Genomic DNA, 24,467 nt, shown 5'->3' with positions numbered 1-24,467 from the left:
GGGTAGTAAATGAGCAAGACGATCAAGGTTGCGCTGGCTGGCGCCGGCGCCTTCGGCATCAAGCACCTGGACGGCATCAAGAACATCGACGGCGTCGAAGTGGTGTCGCTGGTCAGCCGCGACCTGGAAAAGACCAAGGAAGTGGCAGACAAGTACGGCATCGGCCACATCACCACCGACCTCGCCGACAGCCTGGCGCTGCCGGAAGTGGACGCGGTGATCCTGTGCACCCCGACCCAGATGCACGCCTCGCAGGCCATCGCCTGCCTGCGCGCGGGCAAGCATGTGCAGGTCGAAATCCCGCTGGCCGACTCCCTGGCAGACGCCCAGGAAGTGGTGCGCCTGCAGCAGGAAACCGGCCTGGTCGCGATGTGCGGCCACACCCGCCGCTTCAACCCCAGCCACCAGTGGGTGCACAAGAAGATCGAAGCCGGCGAGTTCAACGTCCAGCAGATGGATGTGCAGACCTACTTCTTCCGCCGCACCAACATGAACGCGCTCGGCCAGCCGCGCAGCTGGACCGACCACCTGCTGTGGCACCACGCCGCCCACACCGTGGACCTGTTCGCCTACCAGGCCGGCAGCCCGATCGTGAAGGCCAACGCCATCCAGGGCCCCATCCATCCGACGCTGGGCATCGCCATGGACATGAGCATCCAGCTCAAGGCCGCCAACGGCGCCATCTGCACGCTGAGCCTGTCGTTCAACAATGACGGCCCGCTGGGCACCTTCTTCCGCTACATCGGCGACACCGGCACCTACATCGCCCGTTACGACGACCTGGTGAATGGCAAGGAAGAGAGGATCGACGTCTCCAAGGTGGATGTGTCGATGAACGGCATCGAGTTGCAGGACCGCGAGTTCTTCGCCGCCATCCGCGAAGGCCGCGAGCCCAACTCCAGCGTCGCCAAGGTGCTGCCCTGCTACGAAGTGCTGGCCCAGCTGGAACAGCAGTTGAAGGACTGATGCCGTAAGGCCGCGACGGCGGCCCGGCGGGCGCGCCGGCGGCAAGGGGAGGGCCGGCTTTTCCCCTGGCCGCCGGGTGGACCGCCGCAGCATCGCTTCACGGAGCCGCCCCGGCCGGGCTGCTCCGTTTCTGTTTCATGCTCCGCCGGCCCCGCGCCGGCGCAGTCATTTCCAAGGAGCTGCGCATGCATCAACGCAATCTCGGACCCTTCCCGGTCAGCGCCATCGGCCTGGGCTGCATGAATCTCAGCCACGCCTACGGCGTGCCACCGGCGCCGGAAGCCGCCGAAAAGGTGCTGCTGCGGGCGCTGGACCTGGGCGTCACCCATTTCGACACCGCCGCCCTCTACGGCTTCGGCGCCAATGAAACCTTGGTCGGGCGGGTGCTGTCGCCCTACCGCTCGCGCTTCACGCTGGCGAGCAAGTGCGGCATGACGGGGGTGGACGGCAAGCGCGTCATCGACGGCCGACCGGAAACCATCAAGCGCACCTGCGACGAAGCACTCGCTCGCCTGCGCACCGACGTCATCGACCTCTACTACCTGCACCGCTGGGACAAGAAAGTGCCCATCGAAGACAGCATGGGCGCGATGGCCGAGCTGGTGGCCGCCGGCAAGATCCGCGCGGTCGGCCTGTCCGAAGTCTCCGCCGACACCCTGCGCCGCGCCCATGCGGTGCATCCGGTGGCCGCGGTGCAGACCGAATACTCGCTGTGGACGCGCAACGCCGAGATCGCGGTGCTGGACGCCTGCCGCGAGCTGGGCGCCGCCTTCGTCGCCTTCAGCCCGGTGGCGCGCGGCTACCTGGCGGACGCCTTCCACACGGTGGAAGACGTGGCCGCCTTCGACGCCAAGGACATCCGCCGCGCCATGCCGCGCTTCCAGGGCGACAACCTCGTTGCCAACCTCAAACTGCTGGACGACTACCGCGCGCGGGCGCGGGAAGCCGGCTGCACCCCGGCCCAACTCGCGCTGGCCTGGCTGCTGGCGCAAGGCGGGCATGTGCTGCCGATTCCCGGCACCACCCGCATCGACCACCTGGAAGAGAACCTGGCCGCCGCCGACCTGAAGCTGGACCCGACGCTGCTGGCGCGCGCCGGCGAACTGGTCAGCCAGCGCACCGTCACCGGCCCGCGCTACAACGCGCCGACCCAGACCGAGATCGATACCGAGGAGTTCTGATGCCCCCGCCAGGAATCGGACCCGCTGTCGGTGGTCTTGCCAGCGCCCGGTAAGAGGTGGGGGCCTGGAACGATCCGGCTCCCCGCGGCCAGGCGGCGGGCCGCGGTTTGCCGGGCTTGCCGGGGGCAGGGCCTCCGCTCCTGAATACACAGGCGCAGAACCATCGGCTGGTGTAGCGCCTGCCGGCGTGCCCGCGTGGGCGGCTTTGGTCGTCCAGTTCGATGCAGCAAACGAAGTCGCAACAAACGAAGCGCGCCGCATGCGCGCATTGATGCAGGGCCGCGTCCGCCGCTCGCCGGGAACGCGGCCCTTCTCATGCCCGGAGAACCACCTTGCTCGACATCCTGACCATCGTCGGCCCCATCTTCCTCATCATCGCCCTCGGCTACACCTGCGTGCGCGGCGGCCTGTTTCCGCGCCAGGACATGCGGGTGCTGGGCGCCTTCGTCATCAACATCGCCCTGCCGGCGGTGCTGTTCCGCGCCCTGCTGCAACGCAGCTTCGGCGAGGTGATGGACCCCAACTACGTCGCCGCCTACCTCGCCGGCTCGCTGCTGGTCTTCCTGCTGGCGCTGGGCGCCGCGCGCTACCTGCTGAAGAAGAACGCCCAGGGCTGCGCGCTCGTGGGCATGGGCGCGGCGATGTCCAACAGCGCCTTCGTCGGCTTCCCGGTGGCCTGGCAGCTCTTCGGCGAAACCGCCGGCGTCGCCCTGGCGCTGTGCATGCTGGTGGAGAACCTGCTGCTGCTGCCCTTCGTCATCGCGCTGGCGGAAAGCGCCGGCGGCCAGGGCGCCAGCCTGCGCACGGTGCTGGGCCAGACCTTCCTGCGCCTCACCAGGAACCCCATCGTGATCGCCATCGTGCTCGGCTTCGCCGGTTCGCTCGCCGGGCTGCGCCTGGGCGGCGTACCGGCCAAGGCGGTGGACATGCTGGCCACCGCGTCGGCGCCGGTGGCGCTGTTCGTCATCGGCGGCGGCCTGGTCGGGCAGAAGGTGAGGGGCATGGCGGGCGACCTCGCCGCCATCTCCCTCGGCAAGCTGGTGCTGCACCCGCTGGCGGTGGCCGCCTTCGTGCTGGTGTTCCCGCCGGCCGACCCGGCGCTGCGCAGCGCGGCGGTGGTGTTCGCCGCCGCGCCCATGCTCACCATCTACCCCATCTTCGGCCTGAAGTATGGCCAGGAGGGCATGTGCTCGGCGGCGCTGGTGGTGGCGACGCTGCTGTCCTTCGTCACCCTGAGCGTGGTGCTCGGCTTCATCGCCTGAGCACGCATGCGTCGGGCTGGTGCATGCGTAAAAGCCGAGCCCCGCGCCGGGAACCCGGCGCGGCCGGTGATACTCTGGACAGCGTTCCCCGCACGATTCCGACTTCTGCCCAGCCGATGAAGCTCCGCCTCCTCCTCTGCGCCATCGCTGCCTTCTTCCTGCCGCTTGCCGGTTCGGTGGCGGCTTACTACGCCGGCGACAACGCCCGCGACTGGCGCGGCGCCCGCCGCGACAGCACCGGCCTCGCCCCGGATCCGGCAAGCACCAGGGAGGCGGTGATCCAGGTGTATTCCGCCCGCGCGGTGCGCTGGCGCGGGGCCTTCGGCGTGCATACCTGGATTGCGGCCAAGCCGCGCGGCGGGGCGGAATACACCCGCTTCGAAGTGATGGGCTTTGGCGTCGGCAACGGCCGCCAGGCGGTGCGGGTGCGCGAAGGCATCCCGGATGGCTACTGGTATGGCAACGAACCCACGCTGCTGCGCGACCTGCGCGGCGGTGCCGAGGTGGACGCGATGATCGCCCGCCTGCACGAGGCCACCGGCCGCTATCCGCACGCCAACGAATACCGCATCTGGCCCGGTCCCAACAGCAACACCTTCGTCGCCTACCTGGCGCGGGCGGTGCCGGAACTGCACCTGGAACTGCCTTCCACCGCCATCGGCAAGGACTACCTGCCCGACGGCGCCCTATTCGGCACCGCCCCCAGCGGCACCGGCGCCCAGTTCTCCCTGCTCGGCCTGCTGGGCATCACCGTGGCGGCGGAGGAAGGCCTGGAGCTGAACCTGCTCGGCCTCAGCCTGGGCGTGGATGTCTGGCCGCCAGCACTGAAGCTGCCCGGGATCGGCCGCGTCGGCGTACCGGAACATGTGCCGGGCAGCGCGATGTGGGGCGTGCGGCGGCTGGAGGGGGAGGGCGAGGGTGGCGCGCTGGCAGGCGGCGCAGCTGCGCCGGTTGCGGCGGAGGCGGTCAGGCCTTGATGGCTTGAGGGGCGGCAGCCTCTTTCTTGGTGTTCCGGTTCCAAGGCTCGCCGAATGAGGCGCCGTGGGTTTTCTCCCCGCTCCTTGCTCCCCTTGCTGGGCGTAGGCGGAAAAAGCGAAGCACTGCGTCGCCGGCCAGCCAGTTCACTCTTCCAGCCCGGCCTGCATGTCGCTCGCGCGGCGTTCCTTCAGCCGCCATTCCTCGGCCAGCTTGACGATGCGGCCGCGCAGGGCGTCGCCCAGGCCGGTGTCGGCGGTATGGCTGAGGGCTTCCAGCTGGCGGGCGATCTGGCGGGCGTCCTGGGGCGAGGGGGCGATGGCCTGGCGGGAGAGCTGGGCCAGCAGTTCGGCCAGGGCCGGTTGGTGTTCGATGTTGCCGCCGCCGCAGGCCGCGAGCTTGCCGCTGCCATCGACCAGGGTGGCCAGGCGGGCCAGCAGGTCCTGGGCGACGCTGGCGGAGCGGGGGCTGCTGGTGGCGAGGTGGTGGGCGATGCTGCTGCGCAATTGCTCCAGCAGGGTGTCGAGTTCGCGTGGCGCGGGACGGTCGGCGGGGGAGGGGCGCTCTAGCATGGCGATGGTGATCGAGTCGGGGTGAAAGACCACTGGATTATCAGGGGAAAGCGTCGCGTGCAGTCGGCCAGCCATCGGGCATGGATTCAATGACCCGGCGATCAGGGCAAGGCCTTTCGCCAGGCTCGGGGCGGGCCTGCCGAAGGCGCGGCTCTTTGCGACAGCCCGCCTTGAGCGAAGCCGAGGGGCCTGTTCCTGGCTGTGTCTAGGGCCAGGGGAGAACGGCTCCGCTTCCTTGCCGGGCAATGAGCTTGCCGCCGGGCGCCCGCAGGGTTTGCCGTCCGGCGAAAGAAAAAGCGGGAGCCGCGCATGCCCGCGGCTCCCGGTCGGCGTGCAACTTGTCTGCGCTTGGGCGCAGGCGCGTCACAGCGTGCGCAGGAAGGCGACCAGGTCGGCCTTTTCCTGGCTAGAGAGCTGCACGCCCAGCACCAGGTTGAAGTACTCCACCGTGTCCTCGATGGTGAGCAGGCGGCCGTCGTGCAGGTAGGGCGGTGACTCCTTCAGGCCGCGCAGCGGAAAGGTCTTGATCGGACCATCCATGGCCGCCATGCGGCCGTTGATGTCGCGCGGGGTGAAGAAGCGTTCGGCCTGCAGGTCGTGCATCAGGTTGTCGGTGTAGAAGGGCGGGGTGTGGCAGCTGGCGCACTGGCCCTTGCCGAAGAACACGTCCTGCCCGCGCAGTTCGCTGGCGCTGGCCTTGGCCGGGACCAGCTTGCCGAGCAGGTCCAGCTTGGGTGCCGGCGGGAAGTCCAGCAGGGCCTGGAACTCGCCCATGAAGTGCACCTGGCTGCCGCGCTCCAGGATGTTCACGCCTTTCTTGGTGGCGATCACCGGGTCGCCGTCGAAGTAGGCGGCGCGCTGCTCGAACTCGGTGAAGTCTTCCACCGTTTTCAGGGCGCGCTGCGAGCCGAACAGGCGCTGGATGTTCACCCCGCGCAGCGAGGGCGTGTCCAGCCGGTGGCGGAATTCCTGCGGGCGGATGTCGCCCACCAGATGGGTGCTGGCGTTGGTGTGGCCGTTCACATGGCAGTCGAAGCAGGTGACGCCCTGCGAGGGCTTGTCCGAGCGGCGGTCGGCGGTGGCGTTGAACTGCTGCTGCGGGAAGGGCGTCACCAGCAGGCGCAGCCCTTCCAGCTGCTTGGGATTGAGCACGCCGTCGAACAGCTCGAAGTAGTTCGCCAGCGTCACCACCTGGCCCCTGGAGACGTCGCCCAGGTCCTTGCGGGTGGTGAGGAAGATGGCGGGCGGATATTCCGGCAGCAGGTGGTCGGGGAGGTCGTAGCTGAGGTCGAAGCGCTTGAGGTCGCGGCCGTCCTGCTGCATCACCTTGTCGATGTGGAACTGCGGGAACAGCATGCCGCCTTCGGCATGGTGCGGATGGGGCAGCGGCAGGAAGCCAGCCGGGAAGAGGTCGCGCTCCTTGATCTGCTCCGGGCTCATGCGCGTCAGCGCTTCCCAGGAGGCGACGCCGGCCGGCAGGCGTACCCGCACGCCGGTCTGCACCCGCTTGCCGCGGGTCATGGCGAGGTCGCCGGGCTTGTCGCCGAGGTCGTAGCGTTGCTCCAGCAGGCTGCGGTGCCGGCGCTCCACGCCGGGCTTCATGTCCACATAGCGGGCGCGCAGGGCGGAGAAGCTCTCCTCGCTGTTGACCGGCGCGTAGCTGGAGGCGGCATCGGCGGCCAGGGGCAGCAGCAGGCTACCGCCGGTGAGGGCGGCGGCCAGCGCTTTCAGGGCGGGATGGACGGCAGGGCGTTGCGGTAAAGGCTGAGTGGGATGTCGCATCGGTCTCCTCCTTGCAGCCGGCGTACGCGGATCGCCCGGGCTGTGCCGCCCTTCGGAGATGTGCCTTGGGCCGTGGGGATGGCCGTGGCGCTGCGTTGCACCGGCGGTGGCGTGATGTGGGATGCACCGCCGCACCTCCCTGCCTTGCAACTGGCATGTGCAAGTCCAGTACAGGCCGCGGGCCCTTGTCCTGCCAATTGCAATTGACCATGGCGGCGATAGCGGCGGCCAATGTGCCGGCTATCCAGGCGGCATCCGGGGTGCTGCGGAAGTGTCGGCGGAAGACGGAAAGCCCCGGCTGGCGGGGCTTTCAGGCGGGCAGGATGGGCCGGATCAAGCGACGGCTGCGGAAGACGCGGCCGCGGCCAGTGGCAGGGCGCGCACCACCGCCTCCAGTTCGCTGCGCAGCCAGCTGTGGGCCGGGTCGTGGCGGTTGCGCAGGTGCCAGATCATGTACATCGGCAGCGGCGGCGCCTCGAAGGGCAGGGCGCAGCTCGCCAGCCCGCGCATCAAGCTGCCCTGCAGCAGACCGGGCACGGTGGCGAGCAGCGGGCTGCCATGGACGAAGGCGGGGATGCCGGCGAAGCCGGGCACGCTGGCGACGAAGCGGCGCTGCAGGCCGCGGGCGGCGAGGCCGCGGTCGAAATCCAGCGGCCGGCTGGCCTCATAGACCACGGTGATGTGCTCGGCCGCCAGGTATTCCGCGGTGTCCGCGGGCGCGGCGCGCTGGGTGGCGTCGAAGAACACCCGGTAGTGATCGGCGAACAGGCGCTTGTGCAGGATGTCGCCGGCATCCGGCGGGCGCGGCGAGATGGCGAGGTGGCAGTGTTCGTCCCGCAGCATCTCAGGTGTCGGCACGTCGGAAGGGATGATGCGCAGCGCCACGCCCGGCGCCACCGCGCGCAGCCGGCGCAGCAGCGCCGGCAGCAGCAGGTCGCGCTGGAAGTCGTTGGCGGCCAGGGTGAAAGTGGTGTGGAGCTGGGCCGGCTCGAACACCGGCGCGCTGGCGAAGCGGCGCATTTCCTCCAGCAGCACCCGCGCGTGCACCGCCAGCCCCTCGGCGCGGGCGGTGGCGACGATGCCGCGGCCGGATTTGACGAACAGCGGATCGCCGACGATGGTGCGCAGCTTGCCCAGCAGGTGGGACACCGCCGACTGGGTCACGCCCAGGCGCTCGGCGGCGCGGGTGACCGAGCCTTCCTCCACCACTGCGAGCAGCAACTGCAGCAGGCGGCCGTCCAGGTGGGAATGATCGAAATCGCTCATGGGTCGTATGAGTCTCGCTGCGTTTATCTTCCCTGTCCAGTCGCAAATACTGGCGCCTCCACGAACAAGAAAGCATGGAGGGGAAAGAATGAGCAGCGTCAGGCAGAAACGGGAGATTCCCGGCACCGCCGTGTTCGACGGCGATCTCGCGCAGAAGGGCTATGCGCTGAACAAGATGTGTTTCTCGTTCAACAGTGCGGACAACCGCGCCGAGTTCCAGCGCGACGAGCACGCCTATTGCCGCAAGTACGGCCTCAACGAAGAGCAGGAGAGCGTGATCCGCAACCGCGACGTGCTCGGTCTGCTCGCCGCCGGCGGCAATGTGTATTACCTGGCGAAGTTCGCCGGCATCCTGGGGCTGGACGTACAGGACCTGGGCGCCGCCCAGACCGGTATGACGAAAGACGAATTCAAGGCCATGCTCGTGGCCGCGGGGAAATAAGACATGGCCAAGATCGTAGGCGGCATCACCACTTCCCACGTGCCGGCCATCGGCCGCGCCATCGCCGGCAACCTGCAGCAGGACCCTTACTGGAAGCCCTTCTTCGACGGTTTCCCGCCGGTGCATGACTGGCTCGCCAAGGTGAAGCCGGACATCGCGGTGGTGGTCTACAACGACCACGGCCTCAATTTCTTCCTCGACAAGATGCCGACCTTCGCCGTGGGCGCCGCGCCGGAATACCAGAACGCCGACGAAGGCTGGGGCATTCCCACGCTGCCGCCCTATGCCGGCAACCAGGCCCTGTCCTGGCACGTCATCAACGAGCTGGTGGAGAAGGAATTCGACCTCACCACCTGCCAGGAAATGCTGGTGGACCACGCCTTCTCGTTGCCGCTGAAGCTGCTGTGGCCGAACGAGGAACGCTGTCCGGTGCAGACGGTGCCGGTGTGCATCAACACCGTGCAGTACCCGCTGCCCTCGGCCAAGCGCTGCTTCAAGCTTGGCAAGGCGCTGGGCGAAGCCATCGCCTCCTGGGACGAAGACCTGCGGGTGGTGGTGATCGGCACCGGCGGCCTGTCGCACCAACTGGACGGCAAGCGCGCCGGCTTCGTGAACAAGGACTTCGACCTCGCCTTCATGGAGAGCCTGATCAACGACCCGGAATGGGCGACCAAGTACTCCATCGAAGAACTGGTGGAGCTCACCGGCACCCAGGGCGTGGAACTGCTGATGTGGCTGGCTACCCGCGCAGCGCTGCCGGGCAAGGTGCGCAAGGTGCACGCCAACTACCACATCCCCATCTCCAACACGGCCGCCGGCCTGATGGTGATGGAGTGCGCCGACTGAGCCTGCATCGTGCGCCGTTCCGCTCCGCCCCGCCAATGGCGGGGCGGAGCGGTATTTCAGATGATTAAAAGCAAAATATCGCCTATATAGCTATATCGAACTGATATAGCTGTTAGTCCGCCATAGGTCTTTTGGCTTACATTCAGTGACGTCAAACTCTGCCACGCAGAGGAAGCGGCAGGATAGCCGGCACCACGAACCGGACCCTGTCGCAACGTGTTCATAGAGGAGACTCACTGATGAAGCTTCGCCGCCTGGCCGTGGGCATCGCCCTGGCCACCCTCGCGCCTGCCGCCGCCCATGCTCAGGAAGTTGTGCTGAAGGTTGCCCACTTCCTGCCGCCGGTTTCGCCGGCCCATACCAAGTTCATCGCCCCCTGGTGCGACAAGATCGCCGCCGAATCGCAGGGCAAGCTCAAGTGCCAGATCTACCCGGCCATGCAGCTGGGCGGCACCCCGCCGCAACTGCTGAGCCAGGTGCGCGATGGCGTGGCCGACATCGTGTGGACCCTGCCGGGCTACACTCCGGGCCGCTTCCCGCTGTCCGAAGTGTTCGAGCTGCCTTTCGCCACCACCACGCCGGAAGCCACCTCCCGCGCACTGTGGGACTTCATCCACAAGAATGCGATGAAGGAATTCGCCGGCATGAAGCCCATCGCCACCTGGGTGCCCGGCCCCTATGTGTTCCACTTCCGCGACAAGCAGGTCAAGACCCTGGATGACCTCAAGGGCATGAAGGTGCGCGCGCCTTCCCGCCTGGGCAACAAGATGCTGTCCTCGCTGGGCGCGACCCCGGTCGGCATGCCGGTGCCGCAGATGGCGGAAAGCCTGTCCAAGGGTGTGATCGAAGGCGCCATGATCCCCTGGGAAGTGGTGCCCTCCACCAAGACGCACGAGCTGACCAAGTTCAACATGGAGGTCGCCGGAGACCGCGCCATGCTGACCTCCACGATGATCTTCGTGATGAACCAGAAGAAGTACGACAGCCTGCCTGCCGAGCTGAAGAAGGTCATCGACGACAACAGCGGCCGCGACGTCTCCGCCTGGGTTTCCACCCAGTTCCGCGAAGCCGACGCCGCCGGCCGCAAGCTCACCGTCGAGCGCGGCAACACCGTCTATTCGCTGGCTCCGGAAGAAGTGAGCAAGTGGGAAGCGGCGACCAAGCCGGTCACCGAAGAGTGGATCAAGGAAGTCTCCTCCAAGGGTGTGGACGGCAAGAAGCTGTACGACGAAGCTGTCTCCCTGTCCCAGAGCTACGCGAAGTAAGCTGCTTGCACTGCGACGGCCGCGGCGCGCTCTGCCCGCGGCCGTTTTTTTAGCCTTTCCCCCTCCGACCGGAGAACCCCATGTCAGAGTCCCTGGCGCAGCCGACCGTGCATGCGCATGGTCCGTTGGGCAGGATCGTCGAGCTGGCCTGCGCTGCGTTGGCCATTCTCGGCGGCATCTTGTTCGTCATCGAATCCCTCATGTCGGTCGCCAGCGTTGTCGGCCGCGCCTTGTTTGCCACGCCGGTGCCGGGCGACTACGAGCTGGTACAGATGTTCTCCGCGATGGGCGTGGCCATGTGCCTGCCCTATTGCCAGTTGAAGAAAGGGCATGTGTTCGTGGATTTCTTCACCCTGTGGGCGCCTGAGGTGCTCAAGCGCCTGCTGGACGCGGTGGCCTCGCTGCTGCTGGCGATCTCCGCCTTCTTCATCGCCTGGCGGGTGTGGGAGGGCATGCTGGAAATGCGCGAGTACGGCGAGACCTCCATGGTGATCTCGCTGCCGGTGTGGTGGGGCTATATCCCGCTGGTGCCGTCGTTTGCGCTGCTCGGTATCGCCGCGCTGTTCGTGTTCATGGGTGAAGTGCGCGGGGAGGTGAAGTCGTGAGCGGTATGACTATTGGTTTGACCATGGGCGCGATCATGATGGTCATGCTCGCCCTGCGGGTGCATATCGGCATCTCGATGTTCCTGGCCGGCGCCCTCGGCTACGTCTGGGCCTCCGGCTGGGACCCGCTGCTCGCCTACCTGAAGAATGCGCCCTATGGCCGCTTTTCGCTGTACGACCTGTCGGTGGTGCCGCTCTTCCTGCTGATGGGTCAGTTCGCCACCCACGGCGGCCTGTCCAAGGCCCTGTTCCGCGCCGGCAACGCCTTCATCGGCCACTGGCGTGGCGGCATGGCGATGGCGGGCGTATCCGCCTGCGCCGGCTTCGGCGCCATCTGCGGCTCCTCGCTGGCCACCGCGGCCACCATGTCGCACGTGGTGCTGCCGGAACTCAAGCGCCACCAGTACAAGCCCAGCCTGGCGGCGGGTTCGCTGGCGGCGGGCGGCACGCTGGGCATCCTGATTCCGCCCTCGGTGCCGCTGGTGATCTACGCCATCCTGGCGGAGCAGAACATCGCCAAGCTGTTCGTCGCCGCCTTCATCCCCGGCGTTCTGGCTGCACTGGGCTACATGCTGGTGATCGCCATCGTCACCCGCCTGGACCCGGCCGCCGGCGGCCCGGGAACGCCCAAGCACAGCTGGGCGGAACGCATGGCGACGCTGGTCGACACCTGGCCGGTGATGCTGATCTTCGCGGTGGTGATCGGCGGTATCTACGGCGGCCTGTTCACCCCGACGGAAGCGGCCTCAGTGGGCGTGATCGCCACCGGCATCGCGGCATGGAAATCCGGCGGCCTGAAGAACGGCGGTCTGATGGAGTGCATCTACGGTACCGCTACCGGCACCGGCATGATGTTCCTCATTCTGCTTGGCGCCGACATGCTCAACGCCTTCATGGCCGTCAGCCAGATGCCGGTGGAAGTGGCGCAGTGGGTGGAGCAGATGGGCTTCGGTCCCTTCACCGTGCTGTTCGCCATCATCCTCATCTATCTGCTGCTGGGCTGCGTGATGGACAGCCTGTCCATGATCCTGCTCACCATCCCCATCTTCCTGCCCATCATCCTCGGCATGGACTACTACGGCCTCACCCATGAGGAAAAGGCCATCTGGTTCGGCATGGTGGCGCTGGTGGTGATGGAGATCGGCCTGATCACGCCACCGGTGGGGATGAACGTGTTCATCATCAACAGCATGGCCAAGGACATCCCGCTGGCGACCATCTTCCGCGGCGTGCTGCCCTTCCTGTGTTCCGACGTCCTGCGCATCCTGCTGCTCGTGGCCTTCCCCGCCATCTCGCTGATCATGCTGAGATGGCTGGCATAGCGGGACGGCCAGCGCGTTAACGCAGAAGGGGCGTCGAGAGACGCCCCTTTTTTATGCCGGCCGCCGGCCGCTCAGGCGCGGTGCTCGCCACCCGCTGGCGGAAAACCCGCAGCGCGGGCCCGCCACACCAGCCCCCAGGTCGCCCCCAGCAGGAGCAGCAAGGCCGGTGCAAAGGCGGTCACGCCCAGCTCTTCCAGCAGCAGCCCGCCCAGCAGGCCGCCACCGGCGATGGCGAGGTTCCAGGCGGTGACCAGCATGGACTGGGCGAGATCCGAGGCCTCCCCGGCTGCCTTCGCCAGCGCGGTCTGCAGCAGCGTGGCCGAGCCGCCGAAGGCCAGGCCCCATAGGCCGATGGCGGCATACACCGCCGCAGGGCGGCCGCTCCACAGCCCCAGCGCCAACACGGCGAGGCCGAACAGCAGCGTGCTGGCCAGCATCAGCTGCCGCAGCCAGCGGTCTATCAGCACGCCGGTGATCCAGATGCCCAGCAGCGAGGCGGCGCCGAACACCAGCAGCACCAGGTCCACCCGGTCGCCGAGTTGCGCCTCCCGCAGGAAGGGAGCGATGTAGGTGTAGAGGATGTTGTGCGCCAGCACGAAGCCCAGGGTCGCGAGCAGCACCGTGCGTATGCCGGGCAGCGCCAGCACCCGCAGCAGCGGTTGGCGGCGGTCGGCGGCCTGGCCGGGGAAATCCGGCACCGTGCGCAGCACCCAGAGCATCAGCAGCAGCGTCATTCCCGTCATCAGGCCGAAGCAGGCGCGCCAGCCAGCCAGGGCGCCGAGAAAGGTGCCCGCCGGCACGCCCAGCGACAGCGCCAGCGGCGTGCCCACCATCGCCAGCGCAATCGCCCGGCCTTTCAGATGCTCCGGCACCATGCGGGCGGCGTAGCCGGCGATCAGCGCCCACAGCAGGCCGGCGGCCACCCCGGCGAGCAGGCGGGCGATCAGGGTCAGCACATAGTGGCCGGACAGCGCGGTGACGGTGTTGGCGACGGCGAAACCGGCGATGGCCGCCAGCAGCAGCGGCCGCCGCCGCAGGCCGCGGGTGGCCAGCGTGAGCGGAATGGCGGCGGCCAGCGAGCCGACGGCATACAGGGTGACCAACTGGCCGGCGAGCGCCTCCGGCACCGCCAGGCCGGCGGCTATCTGCGGCAGCAGCCCGGCCGGCAGGGCTTCGGTGAGGATGGTGATGAAACCGGCCACCGCCAGCGCCAGCAGCGCGGAGAGCGGCAACCGGGAGGGCGGCAGCTGGGAGGGCGGGGCGAGGCCGGCGGCTTCAGCCGCCAGAGTGTTGCCTGCGTATGTCATGCTTCTTTCCTTCGCTTGAGATCGGAGACGGGTCGGCTGGCATCGGCATACACGGCATCGCGCAGCTCGGCGACGAAGCGGCCGGACATGCCCTCGTACAGCGTGTTGGTGAAAGCCACCACGCTGAGCCCGCGGGCGCGGTCCACGAACCAGGAATGGCCGTAGGCGCCGCCCCAGCGCCAGGTGCCGGCGGATTCCGGCGAGGCGGCCAGCGCCGGCTCGCGCAGCACCGAGAAGCCCAGGCCGAAGCCGGTGCCGGGGGCGTCCGGCAGCGACAGGCCGCCGGTCTGGTCGCGGCCCATCTCGTCCACCAGCCCGGCCGGCAGCAGCCCGCCGCCGCCCTGGCGCAGCGTTTCGAGCAGGCGCAGGAAGTCGGGTGCGCTGCCCGCCATGCCGGCACCGGCGGAAGGAAAGGCCCGCGGATCGAAGATGCGCGCCGGGCTGTAACGGATGCCGACGGTGCCCGGCAGCACCGGCACCACCTCACCTTCGCCCAGGCGGTGGGGTCGCGGCTGGTCGCTGACATAGGCGGTGGCGACGCGGCCGGCGGCGCTGGCGCTGAAGCCGGTGTCCGCCATGCCCAGCGGCGCGGTCACCAACTGGCGCACCGCCTGCGCCAGCGGCATGCCGCACAGCGCTTCGATCACGCCGCCGAGCACGTCGATGGCGAGCGAATAGCCCCAGCCGCTGCCGGGCGGATAGCCCAGGGGCACGCTGGCGATGCGGCGCAGGTTCTCCTGCAGGCTGATGGGGCTGTCGTCCATGCCGTCGGAAACGCCGGCGCGGGCGTAGGCGCCATTCTCGTCCGCCTCGAAGAAGCGGTAGCCCAGGCCGGCGGTGTGGCTCAGCAACTGGCGCGGGGTGATGCGGGCTACGCTGCCATCGGCCAGCCTGGGCTGGAAATCCGGCAGCCAGCGGCGGATGTCCTCGTCCAGCGCCAGCCGGCCTTGCGCCACCAGCACCATCGCCGCGGTGGCGACGATGGGCTTGCTGACCGAGGCCAGGCGGAAGAGGGTGTCCGGCCGCATCGGCGAGGCGCTTTCGCGGTCGGCGAAGCCGGCGGCCTGGTGGTGGATCAGCGCGCCATCGTGTGCCACCAGCACCACCGCGCCGACCAGCCGCTGCTCCTCCAGCGCTCGCCGCACTGCCTGCTGCACGGCGGGCAGGAGTGGCGCTGCGGCGGGGGAGGGCGAGCCATCAAGGGATGCAGCGTGGGGCGCGGGAAGCGGCGCTGCCGGAGCTGCAAAAGGGGCGGAAGCCATCGGGAATTCCTCGTGTTCATGGAAGGCCCCGAGACAATAGAAAACGTTGGATTGAAGAAAAAGCAGGGTAGAGTTCCTCGTTCTACGGACAATTTTGTCCTTAATCGAGGGCGCATATGGACAGCCTCAGTGGCTTCACCGTGTTCATCCAGGTAGCGGAGACCCGCAGCTTCGTCGCCGCCGGCCGGGCGCTGGGGGTGTCGGCCTCGGCGGTGGGCAAAAGCGTGGCCCGGCTGGAAGAGCGGCTGGGGGTACGCCTGTTCCACCGCAGCACCCGCAGCATCACGCTGACGGCGGAGGGCGCGCTGTTCCTGGAGCGCAGCCGGCGCATCCTGGCGGAGATAGAGGCGGCGGAGCTGGAGCTGTCCGAGGCTTCGGCGGTGCCGCGCGGGCGGCTGCGGGTCAGCCTGCCGCTGGTGAGTTCGCTGGTGCTGCCGGTGCTGGGCGAGTTCATGCGCTGCCATCCGGACATCGAGCTGGACCTGGATTTCTCCGACCGCCTGGTGGACGTCATCGAAGAGGGTTTCGACGCGGTGGTGCGCACCGGCGAGCCGGCCGACTCCCGCCTCTCCGCCCGCAAGCTGGGGCAGTTCCAGCTGCTGCTGGTGGCCTCGCCCGGCTACCTGGCGCAGCGCGGCACGCCGCGGGTGCCGGCGGATCTGCTGGCGCACAGCTGCCTGCATTACCGCTATCCCAACTCCGGCAAGCTGGAAAGCTGGCCTCTGCGGCGGGCGCCGGACGAGCCCGAGCTGGCGCTGCCGACCTCGATGATCTGCAACAACATCGAGACGCGGGTGTGCTTCGCCCTGCAAGACCTGGGCATCGCCTGCGTGCCGGATTTCTCGGTGCGCGCCCTGCTGGCGGAGGGCCGGCTGCAGCGGGTGCTGGAGGACCATGTGGCGCGCAGCAACACCTTCCATGTGCTGTGGCCGGCGAGCAAGCATGCCTCGCCCAAGGTGCGCGCGCTGGTGGATTTCCTCTGCGAGCGGGTGTTTCCGGCAATGGCATCCGACAGCGCCGGCGCCTGCCGGGTGGCTTGAGCGCGCGGGAAAAAGGAGAACCGCTCGTGCAGCCAGACCGCCGCCACGCGGAAGCGGCGGCCTCGCCAGCGCGGGGTGTTTACGCGCCGCGCGCCGCCCCGTCCTGCAGTGCCGCCGACTTGCGGACGGAGGCAAGGAAGGTCGTCAGGATGGGCGAGTGGTCGTCGGCGCGGTAGATGCAGCTGAGGTCGACGCGAGCGTCGGCCGGGGCGTCGGCGAAGGGGAGGTAAGCCACGCCGGGGTACTGCAGCGTGGTTGCCGATTCCGGAACCACGCAGACGCCGAAGCCGCTGGCGACCAGCGCCACGCCGGTGACCGCGTCGCCCACCTCCTGCGCGACTTCGGGGATGAAGCCGCGCGCTTCGCACAGCGCCAGCACCTTGTCGACGAAGTTGGGGCGCGCGCCTGAGGGGAACAGGATCACAGGACGCCGGGCGAGCGCGTCGAAGGGCAAGGCGGGCTGCGCGGCCAGCGGATCGTTGAGGTTCACCGCGAGCAGCAGCGCCTCGGTGGCGATCACTTCGCTGCGGATGTCCGGCAGCGGCGCGAGCATGCGGTTGAAGCCCACGGTGATGCGGTTCTGCCGCAAGGCCGCGATCTGCTCGGCCTTGGTCATGGTGTGCAGCACCACGTTCACATCCGGGTATTCGTTGCGGAAATTCAGGATCAGCTTGGGGATGCGGTCGAGGATGGCCGAGCCGAAGATGGCCACGTCCAGCCGCCCAAGCCTGCCTTGCCCGGCGCGCTGGGTGCGTTCGGTGGCCTGCTCGATGAGGGCGCGGATGTTGCGCGCTTCCGCGAGGAACAGCGTGCCCGCCTGGGTCAGTTCCATGCCGCGCGGGGTGCGCACGAAGAGCTGGGTGTCGAGTTCTTCTTCCAGTTGCTGGATCTGGCGGGTCAGCGGCGGCTGCGACATGTGCAGCCGGGTGGCGGCCCGGCCGATGTTCGCCTCCTCGGCGACGGCGATGAAGTAGCGGAGTTGGCGGATATCCATGGGCGGCGTCCCGTTCGAGGGTGTTCATCATACCGCGAAGGTATTAGGTGAGCCTTGAATGGGTATTGGACGGTAATGAGGCGCGCCGGTAATTTTTCCTCATGACGGCAGGGGGCTCGCAGGAAAGGCGAGGCCCGGGCCGGCAATAACAGCTGATGGCGATGCGGGTCGGGGGTGGGGCGGTTTGCTCCCTCCCTGGCCTCCAGTCGCCCCACAGCGATAACAACGACAGGAGGAAGACATGGCGTTTGATTCAAGGCGGGCCGTCCGTCCGCGCGTGGTCCCATACAGCTGCCTGGTGCAGGCCCTGGCCGTCGCCTTTGGCGGGCTGCTGCCGGCGGCCGTGGGCGCAGCCACCATCGACACCGGCAACCCGGACGTGGTGCTGCGCTGGGACAACACGGTGAAGTACAGCGCCGCGTGGCGCTTGCGCGGGGCCGATGGCGATGTTGCCGACAACTCCGCCGGCACCCAGGCCAACACCAACGACGGCGATCTCAACTTCGGCCGCGGGCTGATCTCCAACCGGCTCGACCTGCTGACCGAACTCGACTTCCGCTACAAGCGCGACTACGGCTTTCGCCTGAGCGGCGCCGGCTGGTACGACAGCGTCTATCAGCGCCGCAACGACAACCCCGGCGCCGCCGGTGGCGCGCTGGTCAATTCGCGCTCGGCCGACTACGACGAGTTCACCCGCTCCACCCGCAAGCTGCACGGCCAGTACGCCGAGGTGCTGGATGCCTTCGCCTACGCCAACTTCAGCCCGGGCGACATGAATGTGAACGTCAAGGCTGGGCGCTTCACCCAGCTCTACGGCGAGAGCCTGTTCTTCGGCTCCAACGGCATCGCCGCGGCGCAGACCTCGCTCGATCTGATCAAGGCGCTGTCGGTGCCCAACTCGCAGTTCAAGGAGATCCTGCGGCCGATCGGGCAGATCTCCGGCCAGGTGCAGATCAACCCCAAGGTCACCGTCGGCGCCTACTACCAGTTCGAGTGGCGCAAGACGCGCCTGCCGGCGGCGGGCAGCTATTTCAGCTTTGCCGACTTTGTCGATAACGGCGGTGAATCGCTGATCCTCGGGCCGGGCGCCGTCGCCTACCGCGGCAAGGACATCGAGGCGCGGGATTCCGGGCAGGGCGGGGTGCAACTGCGGCTGAAGCTCGACGACACCGAGTTCGGCTTCTACGCAGCGCGCTACCACGACAAGATGCCCCAGTTCTACGTGCGCCCCGGCGTGAACGCGCAGGCCGGCAGCATCGGCGACTACGTGCAGGTCTTCGGCGAGAACATCCGCATGGTGGGGGCGAGCTTCAGCACCCTGCTGGGCGACACCAACGTGGCGGGCGAGCTCTCCTTCCGCGACAACATGCCGCTGGTGGCGAGCGGCAACACGGTGATCATGCCGGGCAACGCCACCGCCAACGGCGGCGGCAACGCGGCCTACCCGGTCGGCAAGACCCTGCACCTCAACCTGTCCGCGCTCGCCGTGCTGGCGGCCAGCCCGCTGTGGGATGGCGCCTCCTTCATCGGCGAATTCGCCTTCAACCGCCGCCTGTCGATCAGCAAGAACGCCGATCAGCTCGATCCGCGCGCCACCCGCGACGCCAGCGCGGTGCAGTTCATCTTCCAGCCGGAGTACTTCCAGGTGGTGCCGGGGCTGGACCTGCAGGTGCCGATCGGCGTGAGCTACGGCATCTCCGGGCGCAGCTCGGTCAACGGCGCGCTGTTCCCCTCGGAGCACGGCGGCAACATCTCGATCGGGGTGAAGGGCGACTACCAGAAGACCTGGCAGGCCAGCCTGAACTACACGCACTACATCGGCTCCGCCGGCTCGGTGATCCGCTACAACACCGCGGTGCCCGAGCTTTCCTACCAGAACTTCCACGGCGACCGCGACTTCATCTCGCTCTCCGTGCAGCGCACGTTCTGAACACGACTACAACGACTGGAGACACGACCATGTTGCGCATGAAGATGCTGTGCATCGCCATTGGCGGACTGCTCGCAATCGCACCGCAGGCCCAGGCCGCGGTGACCGAGGCCGAGGCCGCCGCCCTCAAGACCACGCTGACGCCGCTGGGTGGCGAGCGCGCCGGCAACAAGGACGGCAGCATTCCCGCCTGGACCGGCGGCCAGACCAAGCCGGTGGCCGGCAACAAGCTCGGCGACATCCCGACGCAGTTCCTCGCCAACGACAAGCCGCTGCTGCAGATCAGCGCGAAGAACGCCGCCCAGTACGCCGACAAGCTCAGCGAGGGCACCCGGCTGCTGCTCGCCAAGTATCCGGACAGCTTCCGCGTCGACGTCTACCCGACCCAGCGCACCGCCGCCGCGCCCCAGCACGTCTACGACAACGCCTTCAAGAACGCCACCCGCTGTTCGCTGAAGGACGAGAAGCGCTCGCTGGAGGGCTGCTTCGGCGGCACGCCGTTCCCGATTCCCAAGGACGGCGCCGAGGTCATCTGGAACTACCTGATGCGGGTCGAGGCGGAGTCCATCGAGTACCGCTTCAAGAACATCGTCGGCAACGCCGACGGCAGCCACACGCTGGCGACGCGCAACGACATCGCCTTCCAGTACCCGTTCTATTACAAGGACGGCGCGCCGGAGCGCTGGTCGGGCGAGTACGCGATGTTCCGCTTCAACACGCTGGAACCGCCGTTCAAGGCCGGCGAATCGCTGGTCATCCGCGACACCATCGACCCGGCCAATCCGCGCCAGGCCTGGCAATACCTGGTCGGCCAGCGCCGCGTGCGGCGGGCGCCCACGGTGGCCTACGACACGCCCGACTTCGTCGCCTCCGGCGCCAACTACTTCGACGAGGTGCAGGGCTTCTTCGGCGCGATGGACCGTTACGACTGGAAGATCGTCGGCAAGAAAGAGATGTACGTGCCGTACAACACCAACGGCCTGATCGGCGCGAAGCTGGACGATGCCATCGCCAAGCACCACCTCAACCCCGACCACGTGCGCTGGGAGCTGCACCGGGTGTGGGAGGTGGAAGCCACGGTCGCTTCCGGCAAGCGCCATGCGGTGCCCAAGCGCCGCTTCTACTTCGACGAGGACAGCTGGCTGCTGCTGCTGATGGACGGCTACGACGCCGAGGGCAAGCTGTGGCGCACCACCCAGGTGACGCCCTTCGTGGTGCCGAGCGTGCCGGCCACGCTGATCAAGACCGCCACCGTGTTCAACCTGCAGGCCGGCACCATGAGCGTGATCCAGGCGCTCAACGGCGAGGACTTCCGCGTGGTGCCGCGCAAGAGCGAAAACTACTTCACCGGGGATGCGGTCGCGGCCGAAGCCGTGCGCTGATCCTGTCTGCTTCAGCGGTCCCTCCGCGGCCCTTCGACGGCCGCGGACGCCGCGCTGAGCCGGCCATCGCCGGCGCCAGGGAACACGACATCATGAACACCAGAATCTCTACCCGGCGGCGGGTCGGGGCGGCCTTGCTCGCCCTCGGCCTGGGCATGCCAGTGCTGCATGCGGCCACGCCGGAAGCGCCACTCGCCGCGCGCTTCGACCTGCTCGAACAGCCTGCGGCCACGACGCCGCGCGCCAACACCGCGCTGCTGCTGGCGATCACCCGCGCCGGCGACCGCCTGGTGGCGGTGGGCGAGCGCGGCACCGTGCTGCTTTCCGACGACAACGGCGCGCGCTGGCGCCAGGCCGACGCGGTGCCGGTGAGCGTGGCGCTGACCAATGTGCACTTCGCCGATGCGCAGCACGGCTGGGCGGTGGGGCACGGCGGGGTGGTGCTGCATAGCGCGGACGGCGGCAAAACCTGGGTACGCCAGCTCGACGGCCGCCAGGCGGCGCAGCGCGTGCTGGAAGCAGCCCAGGCTGCCGCCGCGGGCGATGCCGCCAGCGCGCGCCGGCTGGCGGATGCGCAGCGTCTCGTCGACGACGGCCCCGACAAGCCGCTGCTCGACGTGCATTTCGTCGATGCGCAGCGCGGCTTCGTGGTCGGCGCCTACGGCCTGGCGCTGGCGACCGAGGACGGCGGCCGCAGCTGGCACTCGATCATGGACCGCATCGGCGACCCGCGCGGCCGCCATCTCTACGCCATCGCCCGCCAGGGTGCACGCCTGCTGGTGGTGGGCGAGCAGGGCGCGATGTTCGCGTCGGAAGACGGCGGCGCCAGCTTCGCGCCGCTCGCCTCGCCCTACAACGGCACCTTCTTCGGCGCGCTGCTTGCCGGCGACGGCGCGGTGGTGTTCGGCCTGCGCGGCAACCTTTTCCACCAGCCCGCGCCCGGTGCGGCGTGGACCAAGGTGAACACCGGCCGCGGCGAATCGGTGGTCGCCGGCACGCGGCTCGCCGACGGCGCGCTGGTGCTGGTGGATGAGGCCGGCCGCCTGCTGCGCAGCAGCGATGGCGGCGCCCGCTTCGAAGAACTGCCGGCCAGCGCCGGGCCGCGCTTCACCGCGCTCGCCGAGGGCGCCGACAAAACCCTGGTGATGGCCAGCGTGCGCGGCCCGCTGCGCCTCGCCCCGATTGATTCCAGTACGGAAGGCAAGTGATGAACCCCAGTCATACCGGCGCCGCCGATGCCGTGGTGATGCGCCTCGAAGACTTCGACCGCGAGTCCGGTTCGCGCATCGAGCGCCTGCTGTTCAACCATCGCCTGGTGGTCGTCGCGCTGTGCGCGCTGGCGACGCTGGTGCTGGCGTGGCAGATCGGCGGCCTGCGGCTCAATGCCGCGTTCGAGAAGATGATTCCGACGCAGCACGCCTACATCGCCAACTTCCTCGACAACCGGGCGCAACTGGCCGGCGTCGGCAACACGCTGCGGATTGCGGTGGAAAGCACCGACGGCAGCATCTTCACGCTGGAATACCTCGACACCCTGCGCAAGCTCACCGACGAGCTGTTCCTGTTCCCGGAGGTGGACCGGCCCTTCATGAAGTCGCTGTGGACGCCGGCGGTGCGCTGGACCGGCGTCACCGAAGACGGGCTGGACGGCGGGCCGGTGATCCCGGACGACTACGACGGCTCGGCCGAAAGCGTCCAGCAGGTGCGGCTCAATGTCGAACGCTCCGGCGAGATCGGCCAGCTGGTGGCGGGCAGCTTCGCCTCCAGCATCATCCTGGTGCCGCTGCAGGAAGCGCGTGCAGACGGCACGGGCCGCATCGACTACGGCGACCTCGGCCAGCGCCTGGAGGAGCTGCGCCAGCGCTACGACGGCCAGCATGTGCGCATCCACATCACCGGCTTCGCCAAGGTGGTGGGCGACCTGATCGACGGCCTGCGCCAGGTGGCGCTGTTCTTCCTGCTCGCCATCGGCATCTGCACCGCGGTGCTGTACTGGTACACCCGTTGCGTGCGCAGCACCGTGCTGGTGGTGGCCTGCTCGGTGGTGGCGGTGGTGTGGCTGCTCGGGCTGCTGCCTACGCTCGGCTACGAACTGGACCCCTACTCGGTGCTGGTGCCTTTCCTGGTGTTCGCCATCGGCATGAGCCACGGCGCGCAGAAGATGAACGGCATCATGCAGGACATCGGCCGCGGCACCCACAAGCTGGTCGCCGCCCGTTTCACCTTCCGCCGCCTGATCCTCGCCGGTGTTACCGCGCTGCTGGCCGATGCGGTCGGCTTCGCGGTGCTGATGGTGATCCGCATCCAGGTGATCCAGGACCTCGCAGTCACCGCCAGCATCGGCGTGGCGGTGCTGATCTTCACCAACCTGGTGCTGCTGCCCATCCTGCTGTCCTACACCGGGGTCAGCCCGGAAGCGGCGCGCCGCAGCCTGAAGGCCGAGCTGATGGAGGCGGCGGACAGCGCGCATCGCAAGCATCCGTTCTGGGCCTTCCTCGACCTCTTCACCCAGCGCAAGTGGGCGGGCATTGCGGTGGCCGTGGCGGCGGTGATGGGCGTCGCCGGCCTGGTGCTCAGCTTCCAGCTCAAGATCGGCGACACCGACCCCGGCGCGCCGGAGCTGCGCGCGGATTCCCGCTACAACCGCGACAACAGCTACATCGTCGCCAACTACGCCGCCGGCAGCGATGTGTACATCGTCATGGTGAAGACGCCGCAGTACGGCTGCGCCGCCTACGACACGCTGATGGGCGTGGATGCGCTGGAGCTGGCGCTGCAGCAGCTGCCGGGGGTGGAATCGACCAAGTCGCTCGCCGGGCTGGCCAAGGTGTCGGCCGTCGGCATGAACGAAGGCAGCCTGAAGTGGTACGAGGTGCCGCGCTCGCAGGGCGTGCTCAACGCCATCATCACCCGGGCGCCGCGCGAGATGTTCAACCAGAACTGCGACCTGCTCACGGTCTACGCCTACCTCAAGGACCACAAGGCGGACACGCTGGCGAGCGTGGTCGACGCGGTGGAGGCCTTCGCCGCGCAGTACGGCAACGGCGAGGTGCGCTACCTCAACGCCGCCGGCAACGCCGGCATCGAGGCCGCGACCAACATCGTGGTGCGCCAGGCCAACCGCGAGATGCTGCTGCTGGTGTATGCGGCGGTGACGGTGCTTGCCTTCATCACCTTCCGCTCGTGGCGGGCGGTGCTGTGCGCGGTGCTGCCGCTGGCACTGACCTCGGTGCTGTGCGAGGCGCTGATGGTGTGGCTCAACATCGGCGTGAAGGTGGCCACGCTGCCGGTGATCGCGCTCGGCGTCGGCATCGGCGTGGATTACGCGCTGTACGTGATGACGGTGACGCTGGCGCGCATGCGCGACGGCATGAGCCTGTCCGAGGCCTACTACAAGGCGCTCACCTTCACCGGCAAGGTGGTGGTGCTGACCGGCGTCACGCTGGGCATCGCGGTGGCGACCTGGGCGTTTTCGCCGATCAAGTTCCAGGCCGACATGGGCATCCTGCTCGCCTTCATGTTCATCTGGAACATGCTCGGCGCGCTGATCCTGCTGCCCGCGCTCGGCCATTTCCTGCTGCGCCCCAAGGCCGCCTGACCCACGCGAGGATCAACCATGTACCAACACCTCTTCGTCCCGCTGGACGGTTCCGCCATCTCCGCCGCGCTGACGCGGCAGGCGCTGGATTTCGCCGCCGCGGTCGGCGCCCGCGTCACCTTCTTCCACGCGGTGGCCGACTTCGGCGCCACCGATGCCGGCGCGCTGGAGCGCAGCCTGGACCCGGCCGCCTTCGCCCAGCGCCTTGCCGACGAGGCGCGCGCGGTGCTGGAACCGGCGGAGCAGGCCGGCGCCGCCGCCGGCATTCCGTGGCGGGCGCTGTGGGCGGTCTCCGACCATCCGCACCAAGCCATCCTGCAACAGGCGGAAAAGCTCGGCGCCGACCTGATCTTCATCGCCTCGCACGGCCGCAGCGGGCTGCAACGGCTAGTGCTCGGCTCCGAGACGGCGCGGCTGCTGGCGGAAGCCCGGCTGCCGGTGCTGGTTGCCCGCGTTGCACAGGACTAGCG

General features: G+C 68.5%; 21 protein-coding genes. 15 read left to right on the top strand and 6 right to left on the bottom strand.

Features of this window, described 5'->3' with window-relative positions:
- The first annotated feature begins 9 nt into the window (after positions 1–9).
- From C7389_RS10830 to C7389_RS10815, 4 genes are all read left to right on the top strand, one after another.
- Positions 10–966 (top strand): Gfo/Idh/MocA family oxidoreductase, encoded by a 957-nt coding sequence (locus C7389_RS10830; RefSeq protein WP_133591247.1) that lies wholly within the window; start codon positions 10–12, stop codon positions 964–966.
- Positions 967–1,151: 185 nt separating this feature from the next.
- On the top strand, positions 1,152–2,147 hold the full coding sequence (locus C7389_RS10825) for an aldo/keto reductase (protein WP_133591245.1): 996 nt from the start codon (positions 1,152–1,154) through the stop codon (positions 2,145–2,147).
- Positions 2,148–2,479: 332 nt separating this feature from the next.
- On the top strand, positions 2,480–3,409 hold the full coding sequence (locus C7389_RS10820) for an AEC family transporter (RefSeq protein ID WP_133591242.1): 930 nt from the start codon (positions 2,480–2,482) through the stop codon (positions 3,407–3,409).
- 116 nt (positions 3,410–3,525) lie between these two features.
- The gene (locus C7389_RS10815) at positions 3,526–4,386 is read left to right on the top strand and encodes a DUF3750 domain-containing protein (protein WP_133591240.1); all 861 of its coding nucleotides are present in this window, start codon (positions 3,526–3,528) and stop codon (positions 4,384–4,386) included.
- A gap of 144 nt (positions 4,387–4,530) precedes the next feature.
- Here the strand turns inward: C7389_RS10815 and C7389_RS10810 are convergent, their stop codons facing one another.
- The 3 genes from C7389_RS10810 to C7389_RS10800 all read right to left on the bottom strand — a co-directional run bounded on the left by C7389_RS10810 (position 4,531) and on the right by C7389_RS10800 (position 8,004).
- Entirely contained in the window at positions 4,531–4,989 is a 459-nt protein-coding gene (locus C7389_RS10810; RefSeq protein ID WP_133591238.1) for a hypothetical protein, read from the bottom strand.
- A 330-nt stretch (positions 4,990–5,319) separates the two neighbouring features.
- Positions 5,320–6,738, bottom strand: a complete 1,419-nt coding sequence (locus C7389_RS10805; RefSeq protein WP_133591236.1) for a cytochrome B6 — start codon at positions 6,736–6,738, stop codon at positions 5,320–5,322.
- A 333-nt stretch (positions 6,739–7,071) separates the two neighbouring features.
- A complete protein-coding gene (locus C7389_RS10800) occupies positions 7,072–8,004 on the bottom strand; it encodes a LysR family transcriptional regulator (RefSeq protein WP_133591235.1) in 933 nt (310 codons plus the stop codon).
- A gap of 88 nt (positions 8,005–8,092) precedes the next feature.
- Between C7389_RS10800 and C7389_RS10795 the strand changes: the two genes are divergently transcribed.
- The 5 genes from C7389_RS10795 (at position 8,093) to C7389_RS10775 (ending at position 12,484) form a co-directional block, all read left to right on the top strand.
- On the top strand, positions 8,093–8,446 hold the full coding sequence (locus C7389_RS10795; RefSeq protein ID WP_133591233.1) for a protocatechuate 4,5-dioxygenase subunit alpha: 354 nt from the start codon (positions 8,093–8,095) through the stop codon (positions 8,444–8,446).
- Between the two features lie 3 nt (positions 8,447–8,449).
- Positions 8,450–9,292: a class III extradiol dioxygenase family protein gene (locus C7389_RS10790; RefSeq protein WP_133591231.1), complete on the top strand. Its 843-nt coding sequence runs from the start codon at positions 8,450–8,452 to the stop codon at positions 9,290–9,292.
- Between the two features lie 239 nt (positions 9,293–9,531).
- On the top strand, positions 9,532–10,557 hold the full coding sequence (locus C7389_RS10785) for a TRAP transporter substrate-binding protein (protein ID WP_133591228.1): 1,026 nt from the start codon (positions 9,532–9,534) through the stop codon (positions 10,555–10,557).
- Positions 10,558–10,637: 80 nt separating this feature from the next.
- Positions 10,638–11,162: a TRAP transporter small permease gene (locus tag C7389_RS10780; protein WP_133591226.1), complete on the top strand. Its 525-nt coding sequence runs from the start codon at positions 10,638–10,640 to the stop codon at positions 11,160–11,162.
- Positions 11,159–12,484: a TRAP transporter large permease gene (locus C7389_RS10775; protein ID WP_133591224.1), complete on the top strand. Its 1,326-nt coding sequence runs from the start codon at positions 11,159–11,161 to the stop codon at positions 12,482–12,484. Before C7389_RS10780 ends, C7389_RS10775 begins: the two co-directional genes overlap by 4 nt.
- 71 nt (positions 12,485–12,555) lie before the next feature.
- On the opposite strand, the gene C7389_RS10770 is transcribed toward C7389_RS10775, so the two are convergent.
- Together C7389_RS10770 and C7389_RS10765 are read right to left on the bottom strand one after the other, a co-directional pair.
- Complete coding sequence (locus C7389_RS10770; protein WP_133591222.1) at positions 12,556–13,791, bottom strand: MFS transporter; 1,236 nt, start codon at positions 13,789–13,791, stop codon at positions 12,556–12,558.
- Positions 13,788–14,936 (bottom strand): serine hydrolase domain-containing protein, encoded by a 1,149-nt coding sequence (locus tag C7389_RS10765; RefSeq protein ID WP_211168265.1) that lies wholly within the window; start codon positions 14,934–14,936, stop codon positions 13,788–13,790. The genes C7389_RS10770 and C7389_RS10765 overlap by 4 nt, the downstream gene beginning before the upstream one ends.
- Positions 14,937–15,169: 233 nt before the next feature.
- Here C7389_RS10765 and C7389_RS10760 point away from each other — a divergent pair, with 233 nt between their 5' ends.
- The gene (locus C7389_RS10760; RefSeq protein ID WP_133591218.1) at positions 15,170–16,093 is read left to right on the top strand and encodes a LysR family transcriptional regulator; all 924 of its coding nucleotides are present in this window, start codon (positions 15,170–15,172) and stop codon (positions 16,091–16,093) included.
- Positions 16,094–16,172: 79 nt separating this feature from the next.
- On the opposite strand, the gene C7389_RS10755 is transcribed toward C7389_RS10760, so the two are convergent.
- Entirely contained in the window at positions 16,173–17,087 is a 915-nt protein-coding gene (locus C7389_RS10755) for a LysR family transcriptional regulator (RefSeq protein WP_133591216.1), read from the bottom strand.
- Between the two features lie 241 nt (positions 17,088–17,328).
- On the opposite strand from C7389_RS10755, the gene C7389_RS10750 reads away from it, so the two are divergent.
- The 5 genes from C7389_RS10750 (at position 17,329) to C7389_RS10730 (ending at position 24,465) form a co-directional block, all read left to right on the top strand.
- Positions 17,329–19,017: a DUF1302 domain-containing protein gene (locus C7389_RS10750; RefSeq protein ID WP_133591214.1), complete on the top strand. Its 1,689-nt coding sequence runs from the start codon at positions 17,329–17,331 to the stop codon at positions 19,015–19,017.
- A 29-nt stretch (positions 19,018–19,046) separates the two neighbouring features.
- On the top strand, positions 19,047–20,399 hold the full coding sequence (locus C7389_RS10745; RefSeq protein ID WP_133591212.1) for a DUF1329 domain-containing protein: 1,353 nt from the start codon (positions 19,047–19,049) through the stop codon (positions 20,397–20,399).
- A 92-nt stretch (positions 20,400–20,491) separates the two neighbouring features.
- The gene (locus C7389_RS10740) at positions 20,492–21,607 is read left to right on the top strand and encodes a WD40/YVTN/BNR-like repeat-containing protein (RefSeq protein ID WP_133591211.1); all 1,116 of its coding nucleotides are present in this window, start codon (positions 20,492–20,494) and stop codon (positions 21,605–21,607) included.
- Positions 21,607–23,997 carry an efflux RND transporter permease subunit gene (locus C7389_RS10735; protein WP_133591209.1) on the top strand — a complete coding sequence of 797 codons (2,391 nt, stop codon included), beginning with the start codon at positions 21,607–21,609 and terminating at the stop codon, positions 23,995–23,997. Before C7389_RS10740 ends, C7389_RS10735 begins: the two co-directional genes overlap by 1 nt.
- Positions 23,998–24,015: 18 nt before the next feature.
- Positions 24,016–24,465, top strand: coding sequence for a universal stress protein (locus C7389_RS10730; protein ID WP_133591207.1), 450 nt, complete (start codon positions 24,016–24,018; stop codon positions 24,463–24,465).
- Positions 24,466–24,467 lie beyond the last annotated feature (2 nt).

The sequence above is a fragment of the Azoarcus indigens genome (assembly GCF_004361735.1).
Taxonomy (GTDB): Bacteria; Pseudomonadota; Gammaproteobacteria; order Burkholderiales; family Rhodocyclaceae; genus Azoarcus; species Azoarcus indigens.
The sequence above is the reverse complement of the archived record's forward strand: the minus strand, read 5'-3'. Positions and strand labels throughout refer to the sequence as shown.

What these genes read in the sequence shown, in the direction of transcription:
- C7389_RS10830 (WP_133591247.1), top strand. Translation starts at nt 10, where the DNA reads ATGAGCAAGACGATCAAGGTTGCGCTGGCTGGCGCCGGCGCCTTCGGC.
- C7389_RS10825 (WP_133591245.1), top strand. Translation starts at nt 1,152, where the DNA reads ATGCATCAACGCAATCTCGGACCCTTCCCGGTCAGCGCCATCGGCCTG.
- C7389_RS10815 (WP_133591240.1), top strand. Translation starts at nt 3,526, where the DNA reads ATGAAGCTCCGCCTCCTCCTCTGCGCCATCGCTGCCTTCTTCCTGCCG.
- C7389_RS10805 (WP_133591236.1), bottom strand. Translation starts at nt 6,738, where the DNA reads ATGCGACATCCCACTCAGCCTTTACCGCAACGCCCTGCCGTCCATCCC.
- C7389_RS10800 (WP_133591235.1), bottom strand. Translation starts at nt 8,004, where the DNA reads ATGAGCGATTTCGATCATTCCCACCTGGACGGCCGCCTGCTGCAGTTG.
- C7389_RS10795 (WP_133591233.1), top strand. Translation starts at nt 8,093, where the DNA reads ATGAGCAGCGTCAGGCAGAAACGGGAGATTCCCGGCACCGCCGTGTTC.
- C7389_RS10790 (WP_133591231.1), top strand. Translation starts at nt 8,450, where the DNA reads ATGGCCAAGATCGTAGGCGGCATCACCACTTCCCACGTGCCGGCCATC.
- C7389_RS10785 (WP_133591228.1), top strand. Translation starts at nt 9,532, where the DNA reads ATGAAGCTTCGCCGCCTGGCCGTGGGCATCGCCCTGGCCACCCTCGCG.
- C7389_RS10780 (WP_133591226.1), top strand. Translation starts at nt 10,638, where the DNA reads ATGTCAGAGTCCCTGGCGCAGCCGACCGTGCATGCGCATGGTCCGTTG.
- C7389_RS10770 (WP_133591222.1), bottom strand. Translation starts at nt 13,791, where the DNA reads ATGACATACGCAGGCAACACTCTGGCGGCTGAAGCCGCCGGCCTCGCC.
- C7389_RS10760 (WP_133591218.1), top strand. Translation starts at nt 15,170, where the DNA reads ATGGACAGCCTCAGTGGCTTCACCGTGTTCATCCAGGTAGCGGAGACC.
- C7389_RS10755 (WP_133591216.1), bottom strand. Translation starts at nt 17,087, where the DNA reads ATGGATATCCGCCAACTCCGCTACTTCATCGCCGTCGCCGAGGAGGCG.
- C7389_RS10750 (WP_133591214.1), top strand. Translation starts at nt 17,329, where the DNA reads ATGGCGTTTGATTCAAGGCGGGCCGTCCGTCCGCGCGTGGTCCCATAC.
- C7389_RS10745 (WP_133591212.1), top strand. Translation starts at nt 19,047, where the DNA reads ATGTTGCGCATGAAGATGCTGTGCATCGCCATTGGCGGACTGCTCGCA.
- C7389_RS10740 (WP_133591211.1), top strand. Translation starts at nt 20,492, where the DNA reads ATGAACACCAGAATCTCTACCCGGCGGCGGGTCGGGGCGGCCTTGCTC.
- C7389_RS10735 (WP_133591209.1), top strand. Translation starts at nt 21,607, where the DNA reads ATGAACCCCAGTCATACCGGCGCCGCCGATGCCGTGGTGATGCGCCTC.
- C7389_RS10730 (WP_133591207.1), top strand. Translation starts at nt 24,016, where the DNA reads ATGTACCAACACCTCTTCGTCCCGCTGGACGGTTCCGCCATCTCCGCC.